At 68.3% G+C, this 17,388-nt stretch carries 17 protein-coding genes and 1 pseudogene; 9 read left to right on the plus strand and 9 right to left on the minus strand.

From position 1 onward, the window contains the following. Positions 1 to 35 precede the first annotated feature (35 nt). From SBI67_RS22975 to SBI67_RS22985, 3 genes and pseudogenes are all read left to right on the plus strand, one after another. Complete coding sequence (locus SBI67_RS22975; protein WP_318982775.1) at positions 36 to 1,421, plus strand: hemolysin family protein; 1,386 nt, start codon at positions 36 to 38, stop codon at positions 1,419 to 1,421. After that, positions 1,414 to 2,446: pseudogene (locus tag SBI67_RS22980) on the plus strand (hemolysin family protein). Before SBI67_RS22975 ends, SBI67_RS22980 begins: the two are co-directional and overlap by 8 nt. Before the next feature lie 91 nt (positions 2,447 to 2,537). Continuing rightward, on the plus strand, positions 2,538 to 3,557 hold the full coding sequence (locus SBI67_RS22985) for a DUF4192 domain-containing protein (protein ID WP_318982776.1): 1,020 nt from the start codon (positions 2,538 to 2,540) through the stop codon (positions 3,555 to 3,557). Between the two features lie 3 nt (positions 3,558 to 3,560). Here the strand turns inward: SBI67_RS22985 and SBI67_RS22990 are convergent, their stop codons facing one another. The 3 genes from SBI67_RS22990 to SBI67_RS23000 form a co-directional block, all read right to left on the minus strand. Beyond that, positions 3,561 to 4,259, minus strand: a complete 699-nt coding sequence (locus SBI67_RS22990; protein ID WP_318982777.1) for an iron-dependent transcriptional repressor DtxR — start codon at positions 4,257 to 4,259, stop codon at positions 3,561 to 3,563. A gap of 134 nt (positions 4,260 to 4,393) precedes the next feature. Then, a complete protein-coding gene (locus SBI67_RS22995; protein WP_266045882.1) occupies positions 4,394 to 5,353 on the minus strand; it encodes a sigma-70 family RNA polymerase sigma factor in 960 nt (319 codons plus the stop codon). Positions 5,354 to 5,538: 185 nt separating this feature from the next. After that, complete coding sequence (locus tag SBI67_RS23000; RefSeq protein ID WP_318982778.1) at positions 5,539 to 5,922, minus strand: DUF3099 domain-containing protein; 384 nt, start codon at positions 5,920 to 5,922, stop codon at positions 5,539 to 5,541. A gap of 55 nt (positions 5,923 to 5,977) precedes the next feature. Between SBI67_RS23000 and SBI67_RS23005 the strand changes: the two genes are divergently transcribed. Further along, on the plus strand, positions 5,978 to 6,214 hold the full coding sequence (locus tag SBI67_RS23005; RefSeq protein WP_024449762.1) for a DUF3039 domain-containing protein: 237 nt from the start codon (positions 5,978 to 5,980) through the stop codon (positions 6,212 to 6,214). Here SBI67_RS23005 and SBI67_RS23010 read toward each other — a convergent pair. Together SBI67_RS23010 and SBI67_RS23015 are read right to left on the minus strand one after the other, a co-directional pair. Continuing rightward, on the minus strand, positions 6,204 to 7,148 hold the full coding sequence (locus tag SBI67_RS23010; protein ID WP_318982779.1) for a YihY/virulence factor BrkB family protein: 945 nt from the start codon (positions 7,146 to 7,148) through the stop codon (positions 6,204 to 6,206). The genes SBI67_RS23005 and SBI67_RS23010 overlap by 11 nt on opposite strands. A 17-nt stretch (positions 7,149 to 7,165) precedes the next feature. Further along, positions 7,166 to 7,357 (minus strand): DUF7455 domain-containing protein, encoded by a 192-nt coding sequence (locus SBI67_RS23015; RefSeq protein ID WP_024449764.1) that lies wholly within the window; start codon positions 7,355 to 7,357, stop codon positions 7,166 to 7,168. Positions 7,358 to 7,492: 135 nt separating this feature from the next. Here SBI67_RS23015 and SBI67_RS23020 point away from each other — a divergent pair, with 135 nt between their 5' ends. Further along, positions 7,493 to 7,867, plus strand: a complete 375-nt coding sequence (locus tag SBI67_RS23020) for a DUF952 domain-containing protein (RefSeq protein WP_318982780.1) — start codon at positions 7,493 to 7,495, stop codon at positions 7,865 to 7,867. On the opposite strand, the gene SBI67_RS23025 is transcribed toward SBI67_RS23020, so the two are convergent. After that, entirely contained in the window at positions 7,849 to 8,223 is a 375-nt protein-coding gene (locus tag SBI67_RS23025; protein ID WP_318982781.1) for a RidA family protein, read from the minus strand. The two genes, SBI67_RS23020 and SBI67_RS23025, sit on opposite strands and share 19 nt — an antisense overlap. 18 nt (positions 8,224 to 8,241) lie before the next feature. Here SBI67_RS23025 and SBI67_RS23030 point away from each other — a divergent pair, with 18 nt between their 5' ends. The 3 genes from SBI67_RS23030 to SBI67_RS23040 all read left to right on the plus strand — a co-directional run bounded on the left by SBI67_RS23030 (position 8,242) and on the right by SBI67_RS23040 (position 13,268). Then, a complete protein-coding gene (locus SBI67_RS23030) occupies positions 8,242 to 9,036 on the plus strand; it encodes an SDR family NAD(P)-dependent oxidoreductase (RefSeq protein ID WP_318982782.1) in 795 nt (264 codons plus the stop codon). A gap of 148 nt (positions 9,037 to 9,184) precedes the next feature. Next, positions 9,185 to 12,679, plus strand: coding sequence for a PecA family PE domain-processing aspartic protease (locus tag SBI67_RS23035; protein ID WP_318982783.1), 3,495 nt, complete (start codon positions 9,185 to 9,187; stop codon positions 12,677 to 12,679). Positions 12,680 to 12,875: 196 nt separating this feature from the next. Then, on the plus strand, positions 12,876 to 13,268 hold the full coding sequence (locus SBI67_RS23040; protein WP_318982784.1) for a nuclear transport factor 2 family protein: 393 nt from the start codon (positions 12,876 to 12,878) through the stop codon (positions 13,266 to 13,268). 18 nt (positions 13,269 to 13,286) lie between these two features. On the opposite strand, the gene SBI67_RS23045 is transcribed toward SBI67_RS23040, so the two are convergent. Both SBI67_RS23045 and ppgK read right to left on the minus strand, forming a co-directional pair. Beyond that, positions 13,287 to 14,711, minus strand: coding sequence for an RNA polymerase sigma factor (locus SBI67_RS23045; RefSeq protein WP_318983032.1), 1,425 nt, complete (start codon positions 14,709 to 14,711; stop codon positions 13,287 to 13,289). 205 nt (positions 14,712 to 14,916) lie between these two features. Continuing rightward, entirely contained in the window at positions 14,917 to 15,705 is a 789-nt protein-coding gene (gene ppgK, locus SBI67_RS23050) for a polyphosphate--glucose phosphotransferase (protein WP_318982785.1), read from the minus strand. 70 nt (positions 15,706 to 15,775) lie between these two features. Between ppgK and SBI67_RS23055 the strand changes: the two genes are divergently transcribed. Beyond that, positions 15,776 to 16,609, plus strand: a complete 834-nt coding sequence (locus SBI67_RS23055; RefSeq protein ID WP_318982786.1) for an inositol monophosphatase family protein — start codon at positions 15,776 to 15,778, stop codon at positions 16,607 to 16,609. Here SBI67_RS23055 and cei read toward each other — a convergent pair whose 3' ends face one another. Further along, complete coding sequence (gene cei / locus SBI67_RS23060) at positions 16,610 to 17,260, minus strand: envelope integrity protein Cei (RefSeq protein WP_318982787.1); 651 nt, start codon at positions 17,258 to 17,260, stop codon at positions 16,610 to 16,612. Positions 17,261 to 17,388: the final 128 nt, after the last annotated feature.

The following is a 17,388-nucleotide window of genomic DNA, read 5'->3' on the forward strand; positions in this document are numbered from 1 at the left end:
GCCGGCACCACCAATCTCACCGCGCTGGTGCCCCGATGCTGACCGCGCTCGGAATCCTCGTCGGCATTCTGGTGGTCTCCGCCATCACCGCGCTCACCGGCTATTTCGTCGCCCAGGAGTTCGCCTATATGGCGGTGGACCGGTCACGGCTCAAGGCGCACGCCGAGGCCGGTGACAGCGGAGCCGCCCGGGCGCTGCAGGTCACCCGCCGCACCTCTTTCATGCTCTCCGGCGCCCAGTTGGGCATCACGGTCACCGGTCTGCTGGTCGGCTACGTCGCCGAACCGCTGATCGGTGCGGGGCTGGGCCAGCTGCTCGGCGGCGTCGGTGTGCCGCTGGGTCTGGGTATCGCGATCGGCACGGTGCTCGCCATGGTCTTCTCGACGGTGGTCCAGATGGTCTTCGGTGAGCTGTTCCCGAAGAACCTGGCCATCGCCCGGCCCGAACCGGTGGCCCGTCGGCTGGCGCTGTCCACCACCGTCTACCTCGGGGTGTTCGGCTGGCTGATCAAACTCTTCGATGCCTCGTCGAACGTGCTGTTGCGCGCGCTGCGCATCGAACCCGTGCACGATGTCGAGCACTCGGCCACCGCGCGCGATCTCGAGCACATCGTGGCCGACTCGCGGCAGGCCGGGGATCTTCCCGAGGAACTGTCCACCCTGCTCGACCGCATCCTGGACTTCCCGACCCGCACCACCGAACATGCGATGATCCCGCGTGCCCGGGTCGATGTCGTCGGCGCCAACGACCCGGTGGACGGGGTGCTGGCGAAGATGGCCACGGGGCACACCCGGTACCCGGTGATCGGCGAATCGCCCGACGACCTGGTCGGTGTGGTGCATCTGCACGACTTGTTGGGTATCGACGATCCGTCGGCCACGGCGGGCGGCTGCTGCCGCCCCGCGGTGCTCGTGCCGGAGACCTTGCCGCTGCCGGCCGCGCTACGTTCGCTGACCGACGCCCACGCCGAGATGGCGTTGGTGATCGACGAATACGGCGGTTTCGCGGGCGTGCTGACCATCGAGGACCTCGCCGAGGAGTTGGTCGGCGAGATCGACGACGAGCACGATAGCGAGAGTGCCGAGGACGACATCGCACGCCGCGGCGACGGCTGGCTGGTGCGCGGCGACGTGGCGCTCGACGAGCTCGGCCGCACCGTCGGGCATGACCTGCCCGAGGGCGATTACGAGACACTGGCCGGTCTGCTGATCGCCGAGTTCGGCGGTCTGCCCGCTGCCGGCGCGCGCATCTCGGTCGACCTGGGGGTCGAACCCGCCGGGCTGATCGCCGATCACCCGCCGCTGCGCCGGCGCCTCGAGGCGACCGTCGAGACCGTCGAAAAGCATGTTCCGGCAAGCGTTCTGGTGACCGTGGTCGACGTCCCTTGCGATCCGCGGGAGCGGGGGCCCGTCGATGAGTAATCCGTGGACCGTCGTACTGGTCACCGTCGGGCTGATCGCGGCCAGCGCCTTCTTCGTCGCGGTGGAGTTCGCCCTGATCGCGGCCCGCCGGCATCGACTCGAGGATGCGGCCCCCCCGCAGTCGTTCGGCACGCGCGGCGCTGCGGTCGGCCTCGGAGCTGTCGGTGCTGCTGGCGGGGTCCCAGCTGGGCATCACGATCTGCACGCTCGCACTCGGTGCCGTCACCAAACCCGCTGTCCACCACTGGCTCACGCCGGCCATCGCGAGCTGGGGTGCACCAGCGTGGCTGGCCGACGCCGGCGGCTTCGTGCTGGCGTTGGTCATCGTCACCTTCCTGCATCTGGTCGTGGGTGAGATGGCCCCCAAGTCCTGGGCCATCGCCCATCCGGAGCGGTCGGCGACCATGCTGGCGTTGCCGATGCGGGCGTTCATGTGGGTGACCCGCCCGCTCATCGGCACGTTGAACCGGCTGGCGAACTGGTGCCTGCGCAGGGTCGGTGTCGAACCTGTCGATCAGGTTGCCACCGGCCAGGATCCCGACGCGCTGCGGCACCTGGTGGAGCACTCGGCCACCGTCGGCACCCTCGACGAGCGCTACCACGGTCACCTGGTGAGCGCGCTGGAGCTGGAGGCGCTCACCGTCGGTGAGATGGTGCGCGCCGGCGCGGCGCCCAGCAGTGTGCGCTCGACGGCCACGCCTGCCGAGATCCAGGCCGAGTCCAGGCGCACCGGGCACCTGCGTCTGCTGGTCCGCGACAACGGCGCGATCCTGGGTGTGGTGCACGTCCGGGACACCGTGGCGGCCTCCATCGAGGCGACTTCCATCGAGGTGACGGCCGCCGACGTGATGCGCCCGGCGCTCATGGTGGCGGCCCGGACCCCGGTCTATGCCGCGCTGCGGACCATGCGGGAGACCCGTAACCACCTGGTGGTGGTCACCGATGCCGACGGACATGTCCTGGGATTGATCACGCTGACCGACGTGCTGCAGCGACTGCTGCCGACGGCGGATGCCGCGCGCTGAGTTACTCACAGTTGCGGATTGATCCACAGCCGCCCCCGCTGGCGGGGGTCGGTGTCGGTGACCCGTCGGCGGCTGCCACCACGATCGAGGTATGACACGACAACCTCGCGGATTCGACCTCGGTCGGCCCGCAACGCTGATCGCCGCGCTGCCGGCGGTACTGGGATTCGTCCCCGAGAACTCGCTGACGGTCGTCACCCTCGACGGTGGCAATCTGGGCTGCGTCATGCGGGTCGATCTGTCGCCGGGCCTGGTCGGTAACACCGCGGCGCTGGCGGAGGTGGTGGCCGCATCCGGTCATCACGGCGCGCTCGCGGTGATCGTCGACGAGCGCCGTGCCGAGCACGGGGAGCTGGCCGACGATCTGCTGCTGTCGATGGCCGACGAAGGCATCGATCTGCATGCCGTCCTGCTGGTCGACCGGATCGCCGCCGGCGGCCGATGGTCGTGTGTTTGTGGGTGCGGGGCACACGGGGTCATCGACGACCCGGAGTCGTCACCGTTGGCTGCCGCTGCCGTGCTCGACGGTCGCCGGCTCTACCGGCGCCGCGATGATCTGCTGGCGGCCATCGAGGTCGCGGACGGCCCGCGGGGCGAGCGGATCGCGGAGGCGTTGCGGTCGGCGCGCCCCGAGTCGCCCGGTGCCCGGACGGCACGCCGCGCAGTCAAGGCGGCGATGGCGCTCGCCGCACGGGTCGGGGCCGGTGAGGACCCGGCGGACGCCGATATCGTCACCGTCGTCGCGGCCCTGCGCGATCCCCGGGTGCGCGACATGCTCTACGCGCTGGCGGTCGGCGCCATGGCGGCCGATGCCGAGGCATTGTGGGGTCTGTTGGCCCGGCTGCTGCCTGCTCCGTGGCGACCGGAAGTGCTGACGCTGCTGGCCTTTTCGGCCTACGCGCGCGGGGACGGACCGCTGGCCGGGATCGCGTTGGAGGCCGCGATCATGCTCGATCCAGCACACCGGATGGCCGAGATGCTGGACTGCGCACTGCAGTCCGGGATGCGGCCGGAGCAGATCCGTGAGTTGGCGCTGTCCGGCTATCGGGCCGCGGGCGCACTCGGAGTGCGGCTCCCACCGCGGCGCGCGTTCGGCCAGCGTGCCGGGTGAGCGTCAGGCCTTTTCGACCTTGACGGCGTGCGCCATGTGATGCGGCAGTTCGACCTCCTGATGCCCGGGAATCAGGATCAGCACACCGCCGCCGGGCTCGTCGCTGACCTGGACGGTGACCCTGGCATTGGGCACCACGCCGGCGTCCTTGAGACGGCCGATCAGTTCGACGTCGCCCTGGACGTGTTCGGTCAGTTGGCGCACCACCACCGCGACCGGCGATCCGGACGGTAATTCGGTGAGCCGCACCAGGTTTGCGTACTCACTGGCGCCGGTTTCACCGTAGCCGAGCTCGGACAGGCCCGGGATCGGGTTGCCGAACGGTGAGGTGGTCGGGTTGTTGAGCACCTGCAGCAGCCTGCGCTCCACATCCTCGCTCATCACGTGTTCCCACCGGCAGGCCTCGGCGTGCACTTCCTCCCACGGCAGACCGATCACATCGACCAGCAGTCGTTCGGCAAGGCGGTGTTTGCGCATCACGGAGACGGCCAGATTACGGCCCTTCTCGGTGAGCTCGAGGTGGCGGTCGCCCGCCACGTGCAACAGGCCGTCGCGTTCCATCCGGGACACGGTCTGGCTGACGGTGGGCCCGCTCTGGTCGAGACGTTCCGCGATCCGGGCACGCAGGGGCACCACGCCCTCTTCCTCGAGGTCGTAGATGGTCCGCAGATACATCTCCGTGGTGTCGATCAGATCGTTCATGCGCTACCTTCCAAGCCCTCCGTCGCTTGTCGAGTCTACCGGTCGGGCTGCTTGAGCAGGGCCTCAACATCCTCCGGGCGCAATGTGATGCCCGCCGCGCGGGGCGCGACGGGCATCACCGGGAAGGGGTCGTGTCAGCTGGCGTAGGACCGCAGACGTTCGGCACGTTCGCCGTTGCGCAGCTTGGCCATCACCTCGCGCTCGATCTGGCGGACCCTTTCGCGGGACAGCCCGAACAGCTTGCCGATCTGGTCCAGGGTGCGCGGCTGGCCGTCGTCCAAGCCGAACCGCAGCCGGATGACCTGCTGCTCACGCTCGTCCAGGGTGGTCAACACGTACCGGATATCGGTGTGCAGCAGCTCGGAGATCACCGCATTCTCCGCCGACATCGCCTCGGCGTCCTCGATGAAGTCACCCAGCGGGGCCTCCTCGTCGGTGCCGACCGGCATGTCCAGGCTCACCGGGTCGCGGCTGTGCTCAAGCAGATCGTTGATCTTCTCCACCGGGATACCGGACTCTTCGGCCAGTTCCTCGTCGGTGGCCTCCCGGCCCAGGTTCTGGTGCATCTCGCGCTTGATCCGGGCAAGCTTGTTGACCTGCTCGACCAGGTGCACGGGCAGCCGGATGGTGCGGCTCTGGTCGGCCATACCGCGCGTGATGGCCTGGCGGATCCACCAGGTGGCGTACGTGGAGAACTTGAAACCCTTGGTGTAGTCGAACTTCTCCATGGCCCGGATGAGGCCCAGGTTGCCCTCCTGGATCAGGTCCAGCAAGGGCATACCGCGTCCGGTGTAGCGCTTGGCCAGCGACACCACCAGGCGCAGGTTGGCTTCCAGGAGGTGCCTGCGGGCGGAGTCGCCGTCGCGGACCACGGCGGCCAGATCCTTCTTGCGGGCGTCGCCGAGACGCTTGCGGGTGTCCAGCAGGTGCTGGGCGTACAGGCCCGCCTCGATGCGCTTGGCCAACTCCACCTCGTCCGCGGCGGTCAGCAGCGCGGTCTTACCGATGCCGTTGAGGTACACACGGACAAGATCGGCGGCTGGGCTCTGGGCGTCCAGGTCGCTGTCGATACGGCTGGTGCTGGCGATCGCCATTTACGGCCTCCTGATCGGCTGGAACTATCACTGCGTTCAACGTCCGTACAGGGCTCAGAGTTCCCGCTGCTTCCCGAAGTCACACCTACTGACCTGCGGTTTTTTCCCGACGACCTGAGATTCTCCTGAGAAGTGCGCAAGAAGCGCACTCAGGTGGGAAATGCGGGCGGCAGAAGGCGCCGGTGTCAGGAGATACCGGCGTCCGGGTCGACACGTCGCGCGGGTTCCAGCGCCGGGCGCTCGGCGGTGGGGAACAGGGGAGTGCGGCGCGGGCCGGCCGCCTCATAGCGGCGCGGCTCGGTGGCCTTGCGCGGCGGGCGGTCGTTGGCGATCAGCACGGCCATCCACGGCAGGGGAACGGACAGCACGATGATGCCGAGGGAGATCAGACCGTTGTGCCAGATGCCGTAGGCCACCGCGGCGAGCACCAGGGCGGGGATGCGGAACGCCATCAAGGTGAAGTACTTGCGCATCCTGGCGCGGTGCTGCTCTTCGTAGGGCAGGGCGGCGCGGGTGATCAGGATCGGGCGACCGTCGTCGTCGAAACTCAGCTCCGGGCCGTGTTTCATAAACTCCACTGTCCCACATCTTCGGACCGGCGCGGGGGCCGGGCACAATAGAGGGATGCAGACCCAGACGATCGAACGCCCGGACACCGACGAACGCGTCGACGACGGGACCGATGACGATGCCCCCAAGGTCTTCCATTACGTCAAGAAGGACAAGATTGCCGAAAGTGCCGTCATGGGGACGCATGTCGTGGCCCTGTGCGGTGAGGTGTTCCCGGTGACCAAGGCGGCCAAGCCCGGTTCCCCGGTGTGCCCGGATTGCAAGCGGATCTACGAGCAGCTCAAGAAGTAGCGCCGGTGCCGCCGTTGCGGGTGTCGGTGCGCTCCTCGATCCACTCCCGTAACCGGTGCGCATGCGTGTCCGGTGCCGGCCACTCCTCCTGAACCGCCGCGTTCAACTCGGCGCCGATCATGATGGCGAAGCCGAGCAGGAAGGCGAACAGCAGGAACGCGATCGGCGTGGCCAGCGCACCGTAGGTGTAGCCGGTCGCGGTGATCCAGGTGAGGTAGATCCGCAGGCCCACCGTCGCGATGAGGAAGACGGCGGTCGCCAGCACCGCACCGACCAGCAGCCGGTGCGTGGGCAGCGGTGCGGGCAGCGACACCCGGTAGAGCACGGTCGCCGCCAAGATCAACACGATCACCAACACCGGGTAGTAGCCGTACTGCAGCACGTTGTCCCAGCTCTCCGGAATGGATTCGGAGATCTTGCGCGGGCCCAGCGCGATGAACGGCGCGGTCAGCACCGCGCACACCAGCATCACCACGTACAGCCCGAGCGCGTAGAACCGTTGGCGCACCGGATGGCGCAGCGGCGTCTGGTCATGCGCCTCCACCACCGAATCGACGAACGCGGAGATCGCCGAGGAGCCGGCCCACAACGAGATGACGAAGCCGAGGGACACCACCTCGCCGCGGGCACCGCGGACGATGTCGTAGATGGTCGGCGCGATGATCTCGTTGACGACGTTCTGCGAGAAGAACCGCCCCGACGTCCCGATCAGCTGCTCCTCGATGGCCGGCAGGGTGTCCGGCCCGAACAGCGGAGCCAGGTACGCCAGGCTGCCCAACATGCCCAAGAGCAGTGGCGGTAGGGACAACGCACACCAGAACGCCGCCTGCGCGGCCTCGGAGAAAATCGAGTCGTCCCACGCCTTGGACAGCGTGCGCTTGGTGATGGGCCAGATGTGGTGGCGGGTGGGTTTTGCGGGGGGCTGGTCGCTCATGACCAGTCCAGCATTCCCTACGCGTCGACCGGCTTGACCTCCAGCACCGCGGCCAGTTCGATCAACTTGGCTTCGTGCTCGTTGGCGTGGTGCTGGCAGAACAGAAGTTCCGCGCCCGAGGGGAGGGTGGCCCGCACTTGCGCCGCCGCACCGCAGCGGTCGCAGCGATCGGCCCGGGTCAGTTCCGGACTGGTCAGGATTGCGTTCACGGCACGTCCTCCGTTCAGCTTGATGCGTGCTTCTACTGTGTCAGACGTATGAGGTTCCGGCCTTGTTCCCCCACGGTTCACCGGTGTGTCGTGTCTCACGGCGCGCTCCCGTTGCGGGGCGGGCACGCTGGGCGCATGATCCGCGACTCCGAGGTGCTCGTCCATCTGTGCTCGTCTCAGGAATGGCTGGCCGCCCAAGGCGCGGGCGAACACCGCCCGGCCTCACTGGCAGATGTCGGTTTCGTCCACCTCTCAGCCCCTGAACAGGTTCATCTGCCCGCCAACCGGCTGTACGCCGGACGCACCGACCTGGTGTTGCTGGCCGTCGATCCGAGCAAGCTGACCGACCCGGTGCGCTGGGAACCCGGGGTGCCGACCGATCCGGAATCCATGCTTTTCCCGCATCTGTACGGACCGTTGCCGGTGGCCGCTGTGACAAGTGTCACGAGCTATCTGCCCGGCGATGACGGGCAGTTTGCCCAGTGCAGCGCTCAGCTGCCACCCAGGTAGGCGTCGGCTTCAATCTCGACGAGCAGTTCCGGCGCGATGAGCGCACTGACCTCGACCATCGTGGTCACCGGCCGGATATCGCCGAAGAACTCGTTGTGCACGGCGCCGATCTCCTGCCAACGGGAGATATCGGTGACGAACATCCGGGTCCGTACCACGTCCGACAGGGCGGCGCCGGCGTCGCTCAGGGCTGCCTCGATGCGCCGCAGCGCCGCGCGGGTCTGCTCGGCGGGCGACGCCCCGGGGGCGGTGGTCCCGGACACCGCCACGTGATCCCCGATCCGCACTGCGCGCGAATAGCCAACCGTGGCTTCGAATTCCGATCCGGAGGCGATATTGATCCGCGAGTCTGGCACGGCGTCTAGGTTAGGGGAGTGCGGGTCGCGGTGGTCACGGGTGCCAGCAGGGGTGCCGGTCTCGGTATCGCCGGCGCGCTGAGCGCCCGCGGCTGGCGGGTATATGCGACCGGTCGGACCATCACCGAAGCCCCGCCCGGCGGCGTCGCGGTCCGGGTGGACCACGCCGACGACGACGCCGTGGCCGCGCTGTTCGCGCGGATCGACGCCGACGAGGGCGGGTTGGACCTGCTGGTGAACAACGCCGCCGTCGTGCACGACGAGCTCACCGGTTCGAAACCGTTCTGGCAGAAGCCGATCGGGCTCGGTGATGTGCTCGACGTCGGGCTGCGGTCGGCGTATGTGGCCTCCTGGCATGCCGCACCGTTGCTGCTGCGCCGGCCGCGCGGGCTGATCGCGTTCACCTCGTCGCCCGGTTCGGTGTGCTACATGCACGGTCCCGCATATGGGGCGCAGAAGGCCGGGATCGACAAGATGGCCGCCGATATGGCCGTCGACTTCCGCGGCACATCGGTGGCGTGTGTGTCGCTCTGGATGGGCATCCTGCTCACTGCCCGGCTGCGCGCCGCGTTCGCCGGACATCCGGACGCCCTGGCCGAGACGGCCCGGCATGCCGAGACGCCGGAGTTCACCGGTCGCCTGATCGACGCATTGTTCGACGATCCCGAGCTGGCCGGCCGCAGTGGGCACACCGTGATCGGTGCCGAGTTGGCGGTGCAGTACGGCATCACCGACGAAGACGGCCGTCAGCCCCCATCGCACCGCGACATGCTGGGAGCCCCCCGGGAACCGAGCTCGGTGGTGGTGCGTTGACCCGAGCCGAGCCCGCCCGAAGCTGTCAGTTTGCTGGGAGTCGGCGCCGCGACACCGTCGTCGGCCTCGGTCTACGGCCATAATTCTGCGAGCCACCGCCGCAGATTTGGGTTCTCCTCCCAAGTCGAATCAGCTTGAGGAGGAGTCGATGACGCGTCGAGCACGCCACCGCGAGCCGTTCGCCTGGCTCGGCGCCGGCGCCGTCACGCTGGGGATGGGCGCGGCGCTGGCCGGCGTTCCGGCCCTTGCCCATGCCGATGCCCATGCCGACGACACGACCGCATCGTCGACGACCTCCGGCACGGGCACGGAGTCGGATTCGACGCCCGCGGCGGCAAGCACACCCGCCCACGTGTGGCAGCTGCCCGTCCTGAGTCTGCCGAAAAGTCTGAACCTCCCGAAAAGCCTGAACCCACCGAAGAAGCCGCACCGGCCCGCGCACCAGGACTGGGCCACGCACGACGCGGCCGTGAGCCCGAAGCCCGCATCGGGAACCGACGAGCCGCAGAAGCAGGCGACGACGCCCGTGCACCGGGCGAGCAGCCGAAGCGCCGAGGCCGCCGCCGACCCGGGCGCCGGCACATCGCTGCGACCCGTCCCGGCCGCAGCCCCCACGGAAGTTCCGGTGCGGCAGGTGGATTCGTTCGCGCCGCAAGTGGTCGCCAATGTCACCCGGGCCATCGGCGCCGTCGTGCGGGCGCTGGTGTCGCCGTGGTCGGCCAGCGGTACGGGAGGTGGCGGGCCGGTGGACACACCGGTGCAGTGGGTGCTCGCGGCGGTGGCGCGCCGCCAGCTCGGCACGGTCCACACGCCGGCCGCCGCCACCACCGTCAGCGCGCCTGCCGTCGTCGACGCGGCCCCGGTGTTCACCGCGCCGACGGTGATCACGGCCAGCAGCGTCACCGGGGTGGTCACCGGCTCGGCGATCGCCACCGACGCCGACAACGACAAACTCACCTACAGTGCCACCGCGACCAAGGGCACCGTGACCGTCAATACCGGCACCGGCGCGTTCAGCTACACCCCGTCGGCGGCCGCCCGCCACGCCGCTGCGTCCGACACCGCCACCGATGCCGACCGGTCCGCCACCGTCACGGTCAGCGTCACCGATGGCCACGGCGGCACTGCGGCCACCGTCGTCGACGTGCCGGTGGCCCCGAAGAACAGTGCGCCGGCGGTGACGGTCAGCGTGGGCAGCCCGAACGCGACGACAGGTGTGGTCGCCGGCAGGATCACCGCCACCGACGCCGACCGCGACGCCCTGGCCTACAGCGTGACGACGACGGCCGCGAAGGGGACGCTCACCGTCGATGCGAGCACCGGCGCCTACAGCTACACCCCGACCGTGGACGCGCGTCTGGCCGCGGCGGCCAAGGGTGCCACCACCGCCGACAAGCACGACACGTTCACCGTGGCCGTCGACGACGGCCACGGTGGCGTCACCGCCAAGACCGTCACCGTGTCGGTGGCCCCGCTGGGGGACCGGCCGGTCGCGGCGACCCCGACCGTGAACGCCGCGGACGCCACTGGAACCGTCGACGGCGCAGTCGAATTCATCGAGCCGTATGCCCAACTGCCGCTGACCTACACGGTGACCAAGGCCACGGCCAAGGGTACGGTCACCGTCGACGCGGCCACCGGTGAGTTCGTCTACACCCCGTCCGCGGCGGCCCGCCTGGCGGCCGGTGTCTCGACCAAACCGGTGACCGACAAATTCACCGTCACCGCGGCCAACTCGATCACCTCGACCACCGAGACGGTCACCGTCACCGTGGCGCCCGCCGTGCTCGCGGTCACCGGTTCGGTCGACCCCGCCGGTGCGCCGCGTGCCCTCACCGGTGCGGTGAGCCCCGACGGCAAGACCGTCTACGTCGCCGACGCGACCGCCGGCACGGTGTCGGCGATCAGCGGGGCGCTCACCACCACGATTCCCGTCGGCGGCGCGCCGGGCGCCGAGGCGATGAACCCCAGCGGCAGCAAGGTCTATGTCGCGGACAGGGCCTCCGATGTGGTGTCGGTCATCGATACCGCGACCGACACCGTCACCGGCACCATCACGGTCGGACGTAATCCCTCGGCGCTGTTGGTCAGTTCCGACGGCGCCACCCTGTATGTCGCCAACGCCGGTTCCAATACGGTGTCCGTGGTCAACACCGCCACCGGGACGGTGACCAAGACCATCCGGGTGGGCAGTACGCCGTCGGGGCTGGCGCTCAAACTCGACGGCAGCCGGCTCTATGTCGCCAACACGGGTTCCGGCACGGTGACGAAGATCAACACCGCCACCCGGGCCGTCACCATGACGCTGAAGGTCGGCAGCGCACCCGTCGGGCTGGCCGTGAGTCCCGACGGCAGTGCGCTCTATGTCGCCGACACCGGCGCCGACGCCATCTCGATGATCTCGACCAGCAACAATTCGGTGATCACCACCAAACTCCAAGTCGCGGTCGACGCACTGGCGACCGCACCCGATGGCGGCCTCTACGCTTCCGACGGCGCCGACACGGTATCGGTGGTGTCGGTCCGCAGCGGGGTCGACACCCCGGTGCTGACGAATATGACGGTCGGTTCGCCCGATGCCAGGACGGGTGTGGTCACCGGGTCCGTCACCTTCCTCGACCCGTCGGGGAAAGCGTTGACCTACAAGGTGATCACCGCGCCGGCCGACGGCACGGTGACGGCCACCTCGGCGGGTGTGTTCACCTACACCCCGACCGCCACGGCACGGCTGGCCGCCGCAGCGACCGATACCACCGACACCTTCACCATCGTCGCCACCAACGGGTTGGCCACGACGTCGCAAACCGTGACGGTGCCCGTCGCCGGCCAAGTCAACGCGTCCGTCGCGCTGAAGATGGTGTACGGAACCGAGCCGGTGGTCTACGTGTCCGTCAACGGCGGGGCCCGGGTTCCCGTGCTGGTCGACACCGGATCGGTGGGCCTGGTGATCACCTCGAAATACGTTGGCACACAACAAGATCTCGGCGTCTCCACCGGATCTGGGGCCAGCGGATACTCGGGCGGTCTGAGCTATACCTTCGACACCTACACGACCACAGTCGATTTCGGCAACGGAATCGTGTCCGGACCCACCTCGGTCGATATCGTCAGCTCCGCCTCACAGTCGGCCTTCGCATCGTTCGCCGCCCGCGACGGTGTCGTGGGAATCCTGGGCGTCGGGCCGAATTCGTATGGGCCCGGGCCGAGTTCGGTGATCTCGGCACTCTCGGGTGACCTGAACTATGGCGTGCTCATCGACGAACAGAATGGCCTGCTTGAATTCGGCCCCAACCCGTTGGCCGCGCTGGTGACGCTGACCGGCTCGCCATGGACCTCGGTGCGGGTGCAGGTCGGCAGCGGCACCATCCGGCAGGTGACGACTGTGCTCGACTCCGGTGGGGTCTACGGCACCATTCCGTCCTGGTTGGTCGGCGGTGCATCGACGGTTCCGGTGGGCACCGTCATCAGCGTGTACACGAGCGACGGACGCACCCTGCTGTACTCCTACACGACGACCGCATCGAACAGTCCCACCGTGACCTCGGACTCCTATATGAACTCCGGCTACATGCCTTTCGACATGGGGCCGATCTACGTCTCCTATGTCGGCGGTGGCGGCGGTCAGACGATTTTCGACGTCTGACCGGTCGCACGCGAGGTCATGTTGTTCACTCGGCAATGACCGGTGGATCTGCGCCTGTACATCGCTCGGGTACGGACTTACATTCGATGTGGTGCGTGGACGGTCTGTCTGATCCGAGAGCCGACGTTGCGTGACTTCCCGAACCGGCTACACCCGCCACGGCCGAATATCGGATCGGTGCGGAAGGGAACAGCACATGTCAGAGCAACAGGACAATATCGATCTCGTCACCCGGGGCTACGAGGCGTTCACCAAGGGCGATATCGACACCGTGATGGCGTTGTTCGACGACAACGTCGAATGGGTACAGCCCGGCAACAGCACCATCAGCGGCACCTATCACGGCAAGGGTGAACTCGGGCAGTACCTGGCCCGCCTGGCCGAGAAGAACGTGTCGGTCACCTTGAACCGGCTGGTTGCCGACGGGGACACCGTCGTCGCGCTCACCGAAGTCGCCGTTGGCGACGAAAAGGGAAGCGACGCCGACGTCTTCACGATTCGTGACGGTAAGACCGCCCGGGTCCAGGTGCACACCGACACCGCGTTGATGGAGCGCGTCTACGGTTCCAAACAGCACGCCGCCCACTAGGCAGGTGCCGGCGACGACCTAGTCGAGGTAGTCGCGCAGCACCTGCGAACGGCTGGGATGCCGCAGCTTGCTCATGGTCTTCGACTCGATCTGGCGGATACGTTCGCGCGTGACGCCGTAGACCTGTCCGATCTCGTCGAGGGTGCGCGGCTGCCCGTCGGTCAGGCCGAAGCGCAGCCGGACCACACCGGCCTCGCGCTCGGACAGCGTCTCCAGGACCGACTGCAGCTGGTCCTGCAGCAGCGTGAAGGAGACGGCGTCGACGGCCACGACGGCTTCGGAATCTTCGATGAAGTCGCCGAGCTGGCTGTCGCCCTCGTCGCCGATGGTCTGGTCCAGCGAGATGGGCTCACGCGCGTACTGCTGGATCTCCAGCACCTTCTCCGGCGTGATGTCCATTTCCTTGGCCAGTTCTTCTGGCGTGGGTTCGCGGCCCAGGTCCTGCAGCAGCTCGCGCTGGATGCGGCCCAGCTTGTTGATCACCTCGACCATGTGCACCGGGATACGGATGGTGCGGGCCTGGTCGGCCATCGCGCGGGTGATGGCCTGGCGGATCCACCAGGTGGCGTAGGTGGAGAACTTGTAACCCTTGGTGTAGTCGAACTTCTCCACCGCGCGGATCAGACCCAGGTTGCCCTCTTGGATCAGGTCCAGGAACGCCATGCCGCGGCCGGTGTAGCGCTTGGCCAGCGACACCACCAGACGCAGGTTGGCCTCCAGCAGATGATTCTTGGCGCGGTCACCGTCGCGGCAGATCCACTGGTAGTCGCGGCGCTGGGCGGTGGTCAGCTTCTCGCCCTTCTCGGCGAGTTCGAGCATCAACTGGGTGCAGTACAGGCCGGCCTCGATGCGCTTGGCGAGTTCGACCTCCTCCTCGGCGTTGAGCAGGGCGACCTTGCCGATCTGCTTCAGGTACGCGCGGACCGAGTCGGCGGATGCGGTGAGTTCGGCGTCCTTGCGGGCCTGGCGCAGGGCCTCGGACTCTTCCTCGTCCCAGACGAAGTCGCCGGAGGCCTTGTCCTTCTCGGACGGTTCGGGGTGCTCCTCGTCGGCCTCGGCGGCCTTGGCGGCAGGCTTGGCGGCGGCGTCGGCCGCGCCCTCGACGACGTCGGCCTCCTCCTCGTCGGCCTCGGTGTCGTCGCTCTCGTCCTCGGCGTCGGCCTCCAGGTCGTCATCGAGGACGACGTCGTCGACCTCGAGATCGTCACCGGGCTCCACGTCGAGGTCGTCGGCCTCCAGGTCGTCCCCGAGGTCTACGGCATCGGGATCGATATCGGCCTTACCCGCCGCCTTCGCGGCGGCCTTCTTGGCCGGGGCCTTGGTGGCCCGCTTGGCCGGCGCCTTGGCGGCGGTGGCCTTGGCCGGGGCCTTTTTCGCAGGAGTCTTGGCGGCGGTGCGCTTCACCGGCTCGTCGGTTGCCGGGCTTGCTTTTGTCGCTGCCACGTACACCCTTTCGGTCTTGCGGATCCCGGTGCGCACGCATGCACCACCGGAAAGCGTCGGCTGTGTCGAATATTGGCGATGATCTCTGCTCGGAAACCCGCCGCTATTCGGTAGGCGGCCGCCGTTGACCATTGTAACGACAGTGTGAGATAAGGCTGTGCCGTGCGGCAAATTCGGCCCGTTCGCGCGCGTCGCCGGCGACCGATCAGGCGCTGCCCGCGGTACCGTCCGCGCTCGCTGAGGCGGCCAGCGCGGCCCCGACGATGCCGGCCTCGTTGAGCAGTGTCGCGGCCACCACCGGCGTGCGGTTCTTCAACAGGGGAATCCACTTGTCGGCCTTGCGGCTGATACCGCCGCCGGCGATGAACAGATCCGGCCAGATCGCGTTCTCGATGGCCACCAGCACCTTGGTGACCTCCTGCGACCAGCGCTCGTAGCTCCACTCCTTGCGCTCTTTGACCGAGGACGCGGCCCGGTGCTCGGCCTCCTTGCCGTCCACCTCCAGATGGCCGAACTCGGTGTTGGGCAGCAGCACGCCGTTGTGGATCACGGCCGAGCCGATACCGGTGCCGAAGGTCAACAGCACGATCACCCCGGACTTGTCCTTGCCGGCGCCGAACCGTTCCTCGGCGAGCCCGGCGGCGTCGGCGTCGTTGAGCACGGTGACGGGCGCACCGCCCAGTTCGGTGCTGATGATGTCGACGGCGTTGGTGCCGATCCAGCCCTTGTCGACGTTCGCCGCGGTGCGCACGATCCCGTTGGTCACCACGCCTGGATAGGTGACCCCGAGTGGCCCGGTCCAGCCGAACTCACGGACCACCGCGGCCACCGTCTTTGTGACGGCCTCCGGGGTGGAGGGCTGTGGTGTCGGGAGCTTGAACCGTTCACCGATGAGCGTGCCGCTGTCCAGGTCGACGATGCCGCCCTTGATGCCGCTGCCGCCGACGTCGACGCCGAACCCGCGGCGCGGCGTGCTGGACTCGGGGTCGGTCATGAGCGCTCCTCACAGGACGGCGGATGCGACGCGCCACACACATTAGTGCCCCGAGACATGCTGTGTTGCGATGGTGGGTGTGCAAACCAACAACTGTGATCCGCTGACGTTGCGCTCCGTGGCCGAGCAACTGGCCACCGAGGCTGCCGATTTCGTCTCCCGCCGCCGCGGTGAGGTGTTCGCGAGCGCGGCCACCGCCGCCCGGTCGGTGCGTTCCAAGAGCACGCCGACCGACCCGGTGACCGTGGTGGACACCGAGACCGAGCGGTTGATCCGGGACCGACTGGCGGTGCTGCGGCCCGGCGACCAGGTGCTCGGCGAAGAGGAGGGCGGTTCGGCGGAGGCCGAACCGGGGCGTCCGGTCTGGGTGATCGACCCGATCGACGGCACGGTGAACTTCGTCTACGGCATCGCCGACTACGCCGTGTCGGTGGGCGTGCAGATCGACGGCACCTCGGTGGCCGGCGCGGTGGCCAACGTGGCCACCGGCGAACTGTACTCGGCGGCGCTCGGCCACGGCGCCACCGTAACCCGAAGCGGACAGTCAAGGACGTTGCGCTGCAACGATATCGATGATCTGAGTCTGGCTCTGGTGGGCACCGGCTTCTCGTACGACGCGCAGCGCAGGGCCCGGCAGGCGCAGGTGCTGGCCGCGTTGCTGCCCCAGATTCGCGATATCCGTCGGATCGGCTCGTGCGCGCTGGACCTGTGCATGGTGGCCGCCGGTCAGATGGACGCCTACTTCGAGGACGATGTGCACGTCTGGGACTGGTCGGCCGGGGTGCTCATCGCAACCGAGGCCGGTGCGGTCGTGCACCTGCCGGACCCCGACATGCTCTACGCGGCAGCACCGGGGGTGGCCGGCCCGCTCGGTGCCGCGCTGGATGCCCTCGGCGCCGGCTGATCAGCAGGCGGCGCTGTGGATCTTGCGCAGCAGCGCGGGATCCGGCGGCTGGGTGGCGTCGGGTCGCAGACTGGCCAGCATCGCGTCGATATCGTCGTTGTGGCTGAACTCGGTGAATTCGGTGCCCACGGCGAGGTCGACGGAGTCGTCGGTGCGCTGGTCCTGGAACAGCTCGGTGCACGGCGCCACCAGCCACACCGCCGCGGCGGCGGCCTGGCCGGCGGGGCCGAACCGGATCTGACCCTGGCATTCCAGCCGGGTGCCGGCGTAGATGGGGTCATTGGATGCGGTGGGCTGGGCGAAGCCCAGATCGCGTAGTGCGCCGGACACCTCGGCGGCCTGGCCGCCCTGGCCGCTGGCGTTGAGCACCTTGATCTTGGTGTCGGCCAGCTTGGCCGGCGTCACGTCGGTCATGGTGTCGCGTGCCACCTGCTGGCCGAGCTTGGGTGCGTTCGGGTCGGTGGCCGGTGGCGGCGCGTTGCAGGCCACTGCCTCGTGCACATCGGTGGGCCGGTTAAGCGCGATCACCCACACCACGCCGGTGGCTACGGCCAGCGCCAGGAACAGGCACAGGATGGGCACATGGTTCCGTCTGCGGAACGGGCGACCGTGCTTGTCGAACGCCGTTCCGTCGGTGATGAGAGCGACCACCCCTGCACCTTAGAGGCATCGGCCGGTACCGTCGCCCAGCCGGTGAGAAGGGATGTGATGCAAATCACACCCCTTCGGCGTGCATTCGGGGCACGAATCATTTGGTGTAGGCGTTCGACGCTGGTACA

Source organism: Mycolicibacterium chengduense (genome assembly GCF_033741155.1).
Taxonomy (GTDB): domain Bacteria; phylum Actinomycetota; class Actinomycetes; order Mycobacteriales; family Mycobacteriaceae; genus Mycobacterium.

Excerpts from the sequence above, each read along its gene's own strand:
- SBI67_RS22975 (WP_318982775.1), top strand. The coding sequence starts at position 36 with ATGCTGACCGCGCTCGGAATCCTCGTCGGCATTCTGGTGGTCTCCGCC.
- SBI67_RS22985 (WP_318982776.1), top strand. The coding sequence starts at position 2,538 with ATGACACGACAACCTCGCGGATTCGACCTCGGTCGGCCCGCAACGCTG.
- SBI67_RS22990 (WP_318982777.1), bottom strand. The coding sequence starts at position 4,259 with ATGAACGATCTGATCGACACCACGGAGATGTATCTGCGGACCATCTAC.
- SBI67_RS22995 (WP_266045882.1), bottom strand. The coding sequence starts at position 5,353 with ATGGCGATCGCCAGCACCAGCCGTATCGACAGCGACCTGGACGCCCAG.
- SBI67_RS23000 (WP_318982778.1), bottom strand. The coding sequence starts at position 5,922 with ATGAAACACGGCCCGGAGCTGAGTTTCGACGACGACGGTCGCCCGATC.
- SBI67_RS23005 (WP_024449762.1), top strand. The coding sequence starts at position 5,978 with ATGCAGACCCAGACGATCGAACGCCCGGACACCGACGAACGCGTCGAC.
- SBI67_RS23010 (WP_318982779.1), bottom strand. The coding sequence starts at position 7,148 with ATGAGCGACCAGCCCCCCGCAAAACCCACCCGCCACCACATCTGGCCC.
- SBI67_RS23020 (WP_318982780.1), top strand. The coding sequence starts at position 7,493 with ATGATCCGCGACTCCGAGGTGCTCGTCCATCTGTGCTCGTCTCAGGAA.
- SBI67_RS23035 (WP_318982783.1), top strand. The coding sequence starts at position 9,185 with ATGACGCGTCGAGCACGCCACCGCGAGCCGTTCGCCTGGCTCGGCGCC.
- SBI67_RS23040 (WP_318982784.1), top strand. The coding sequence starts at position 12,876 with ATGTCAGAGCAACAGGACAATATCGATCTCGTCACCCGGGGCTACGAG.
- ppgK (WP_318982785.1), bottom strand. The coding sequence starts at position 15,705 with ATGACCGACCCCGAGTCCAGCACGCCGCGCCGCGGGTTCGGCGTCGAC.
- SBI67_RS23055 (WP_318982786.1), top strand. The coding sequence starts at position 15,776 with ATGGTGGGTGTGCAAACCAACAACTGTGATCCGCTGACGTTGCGCTCC.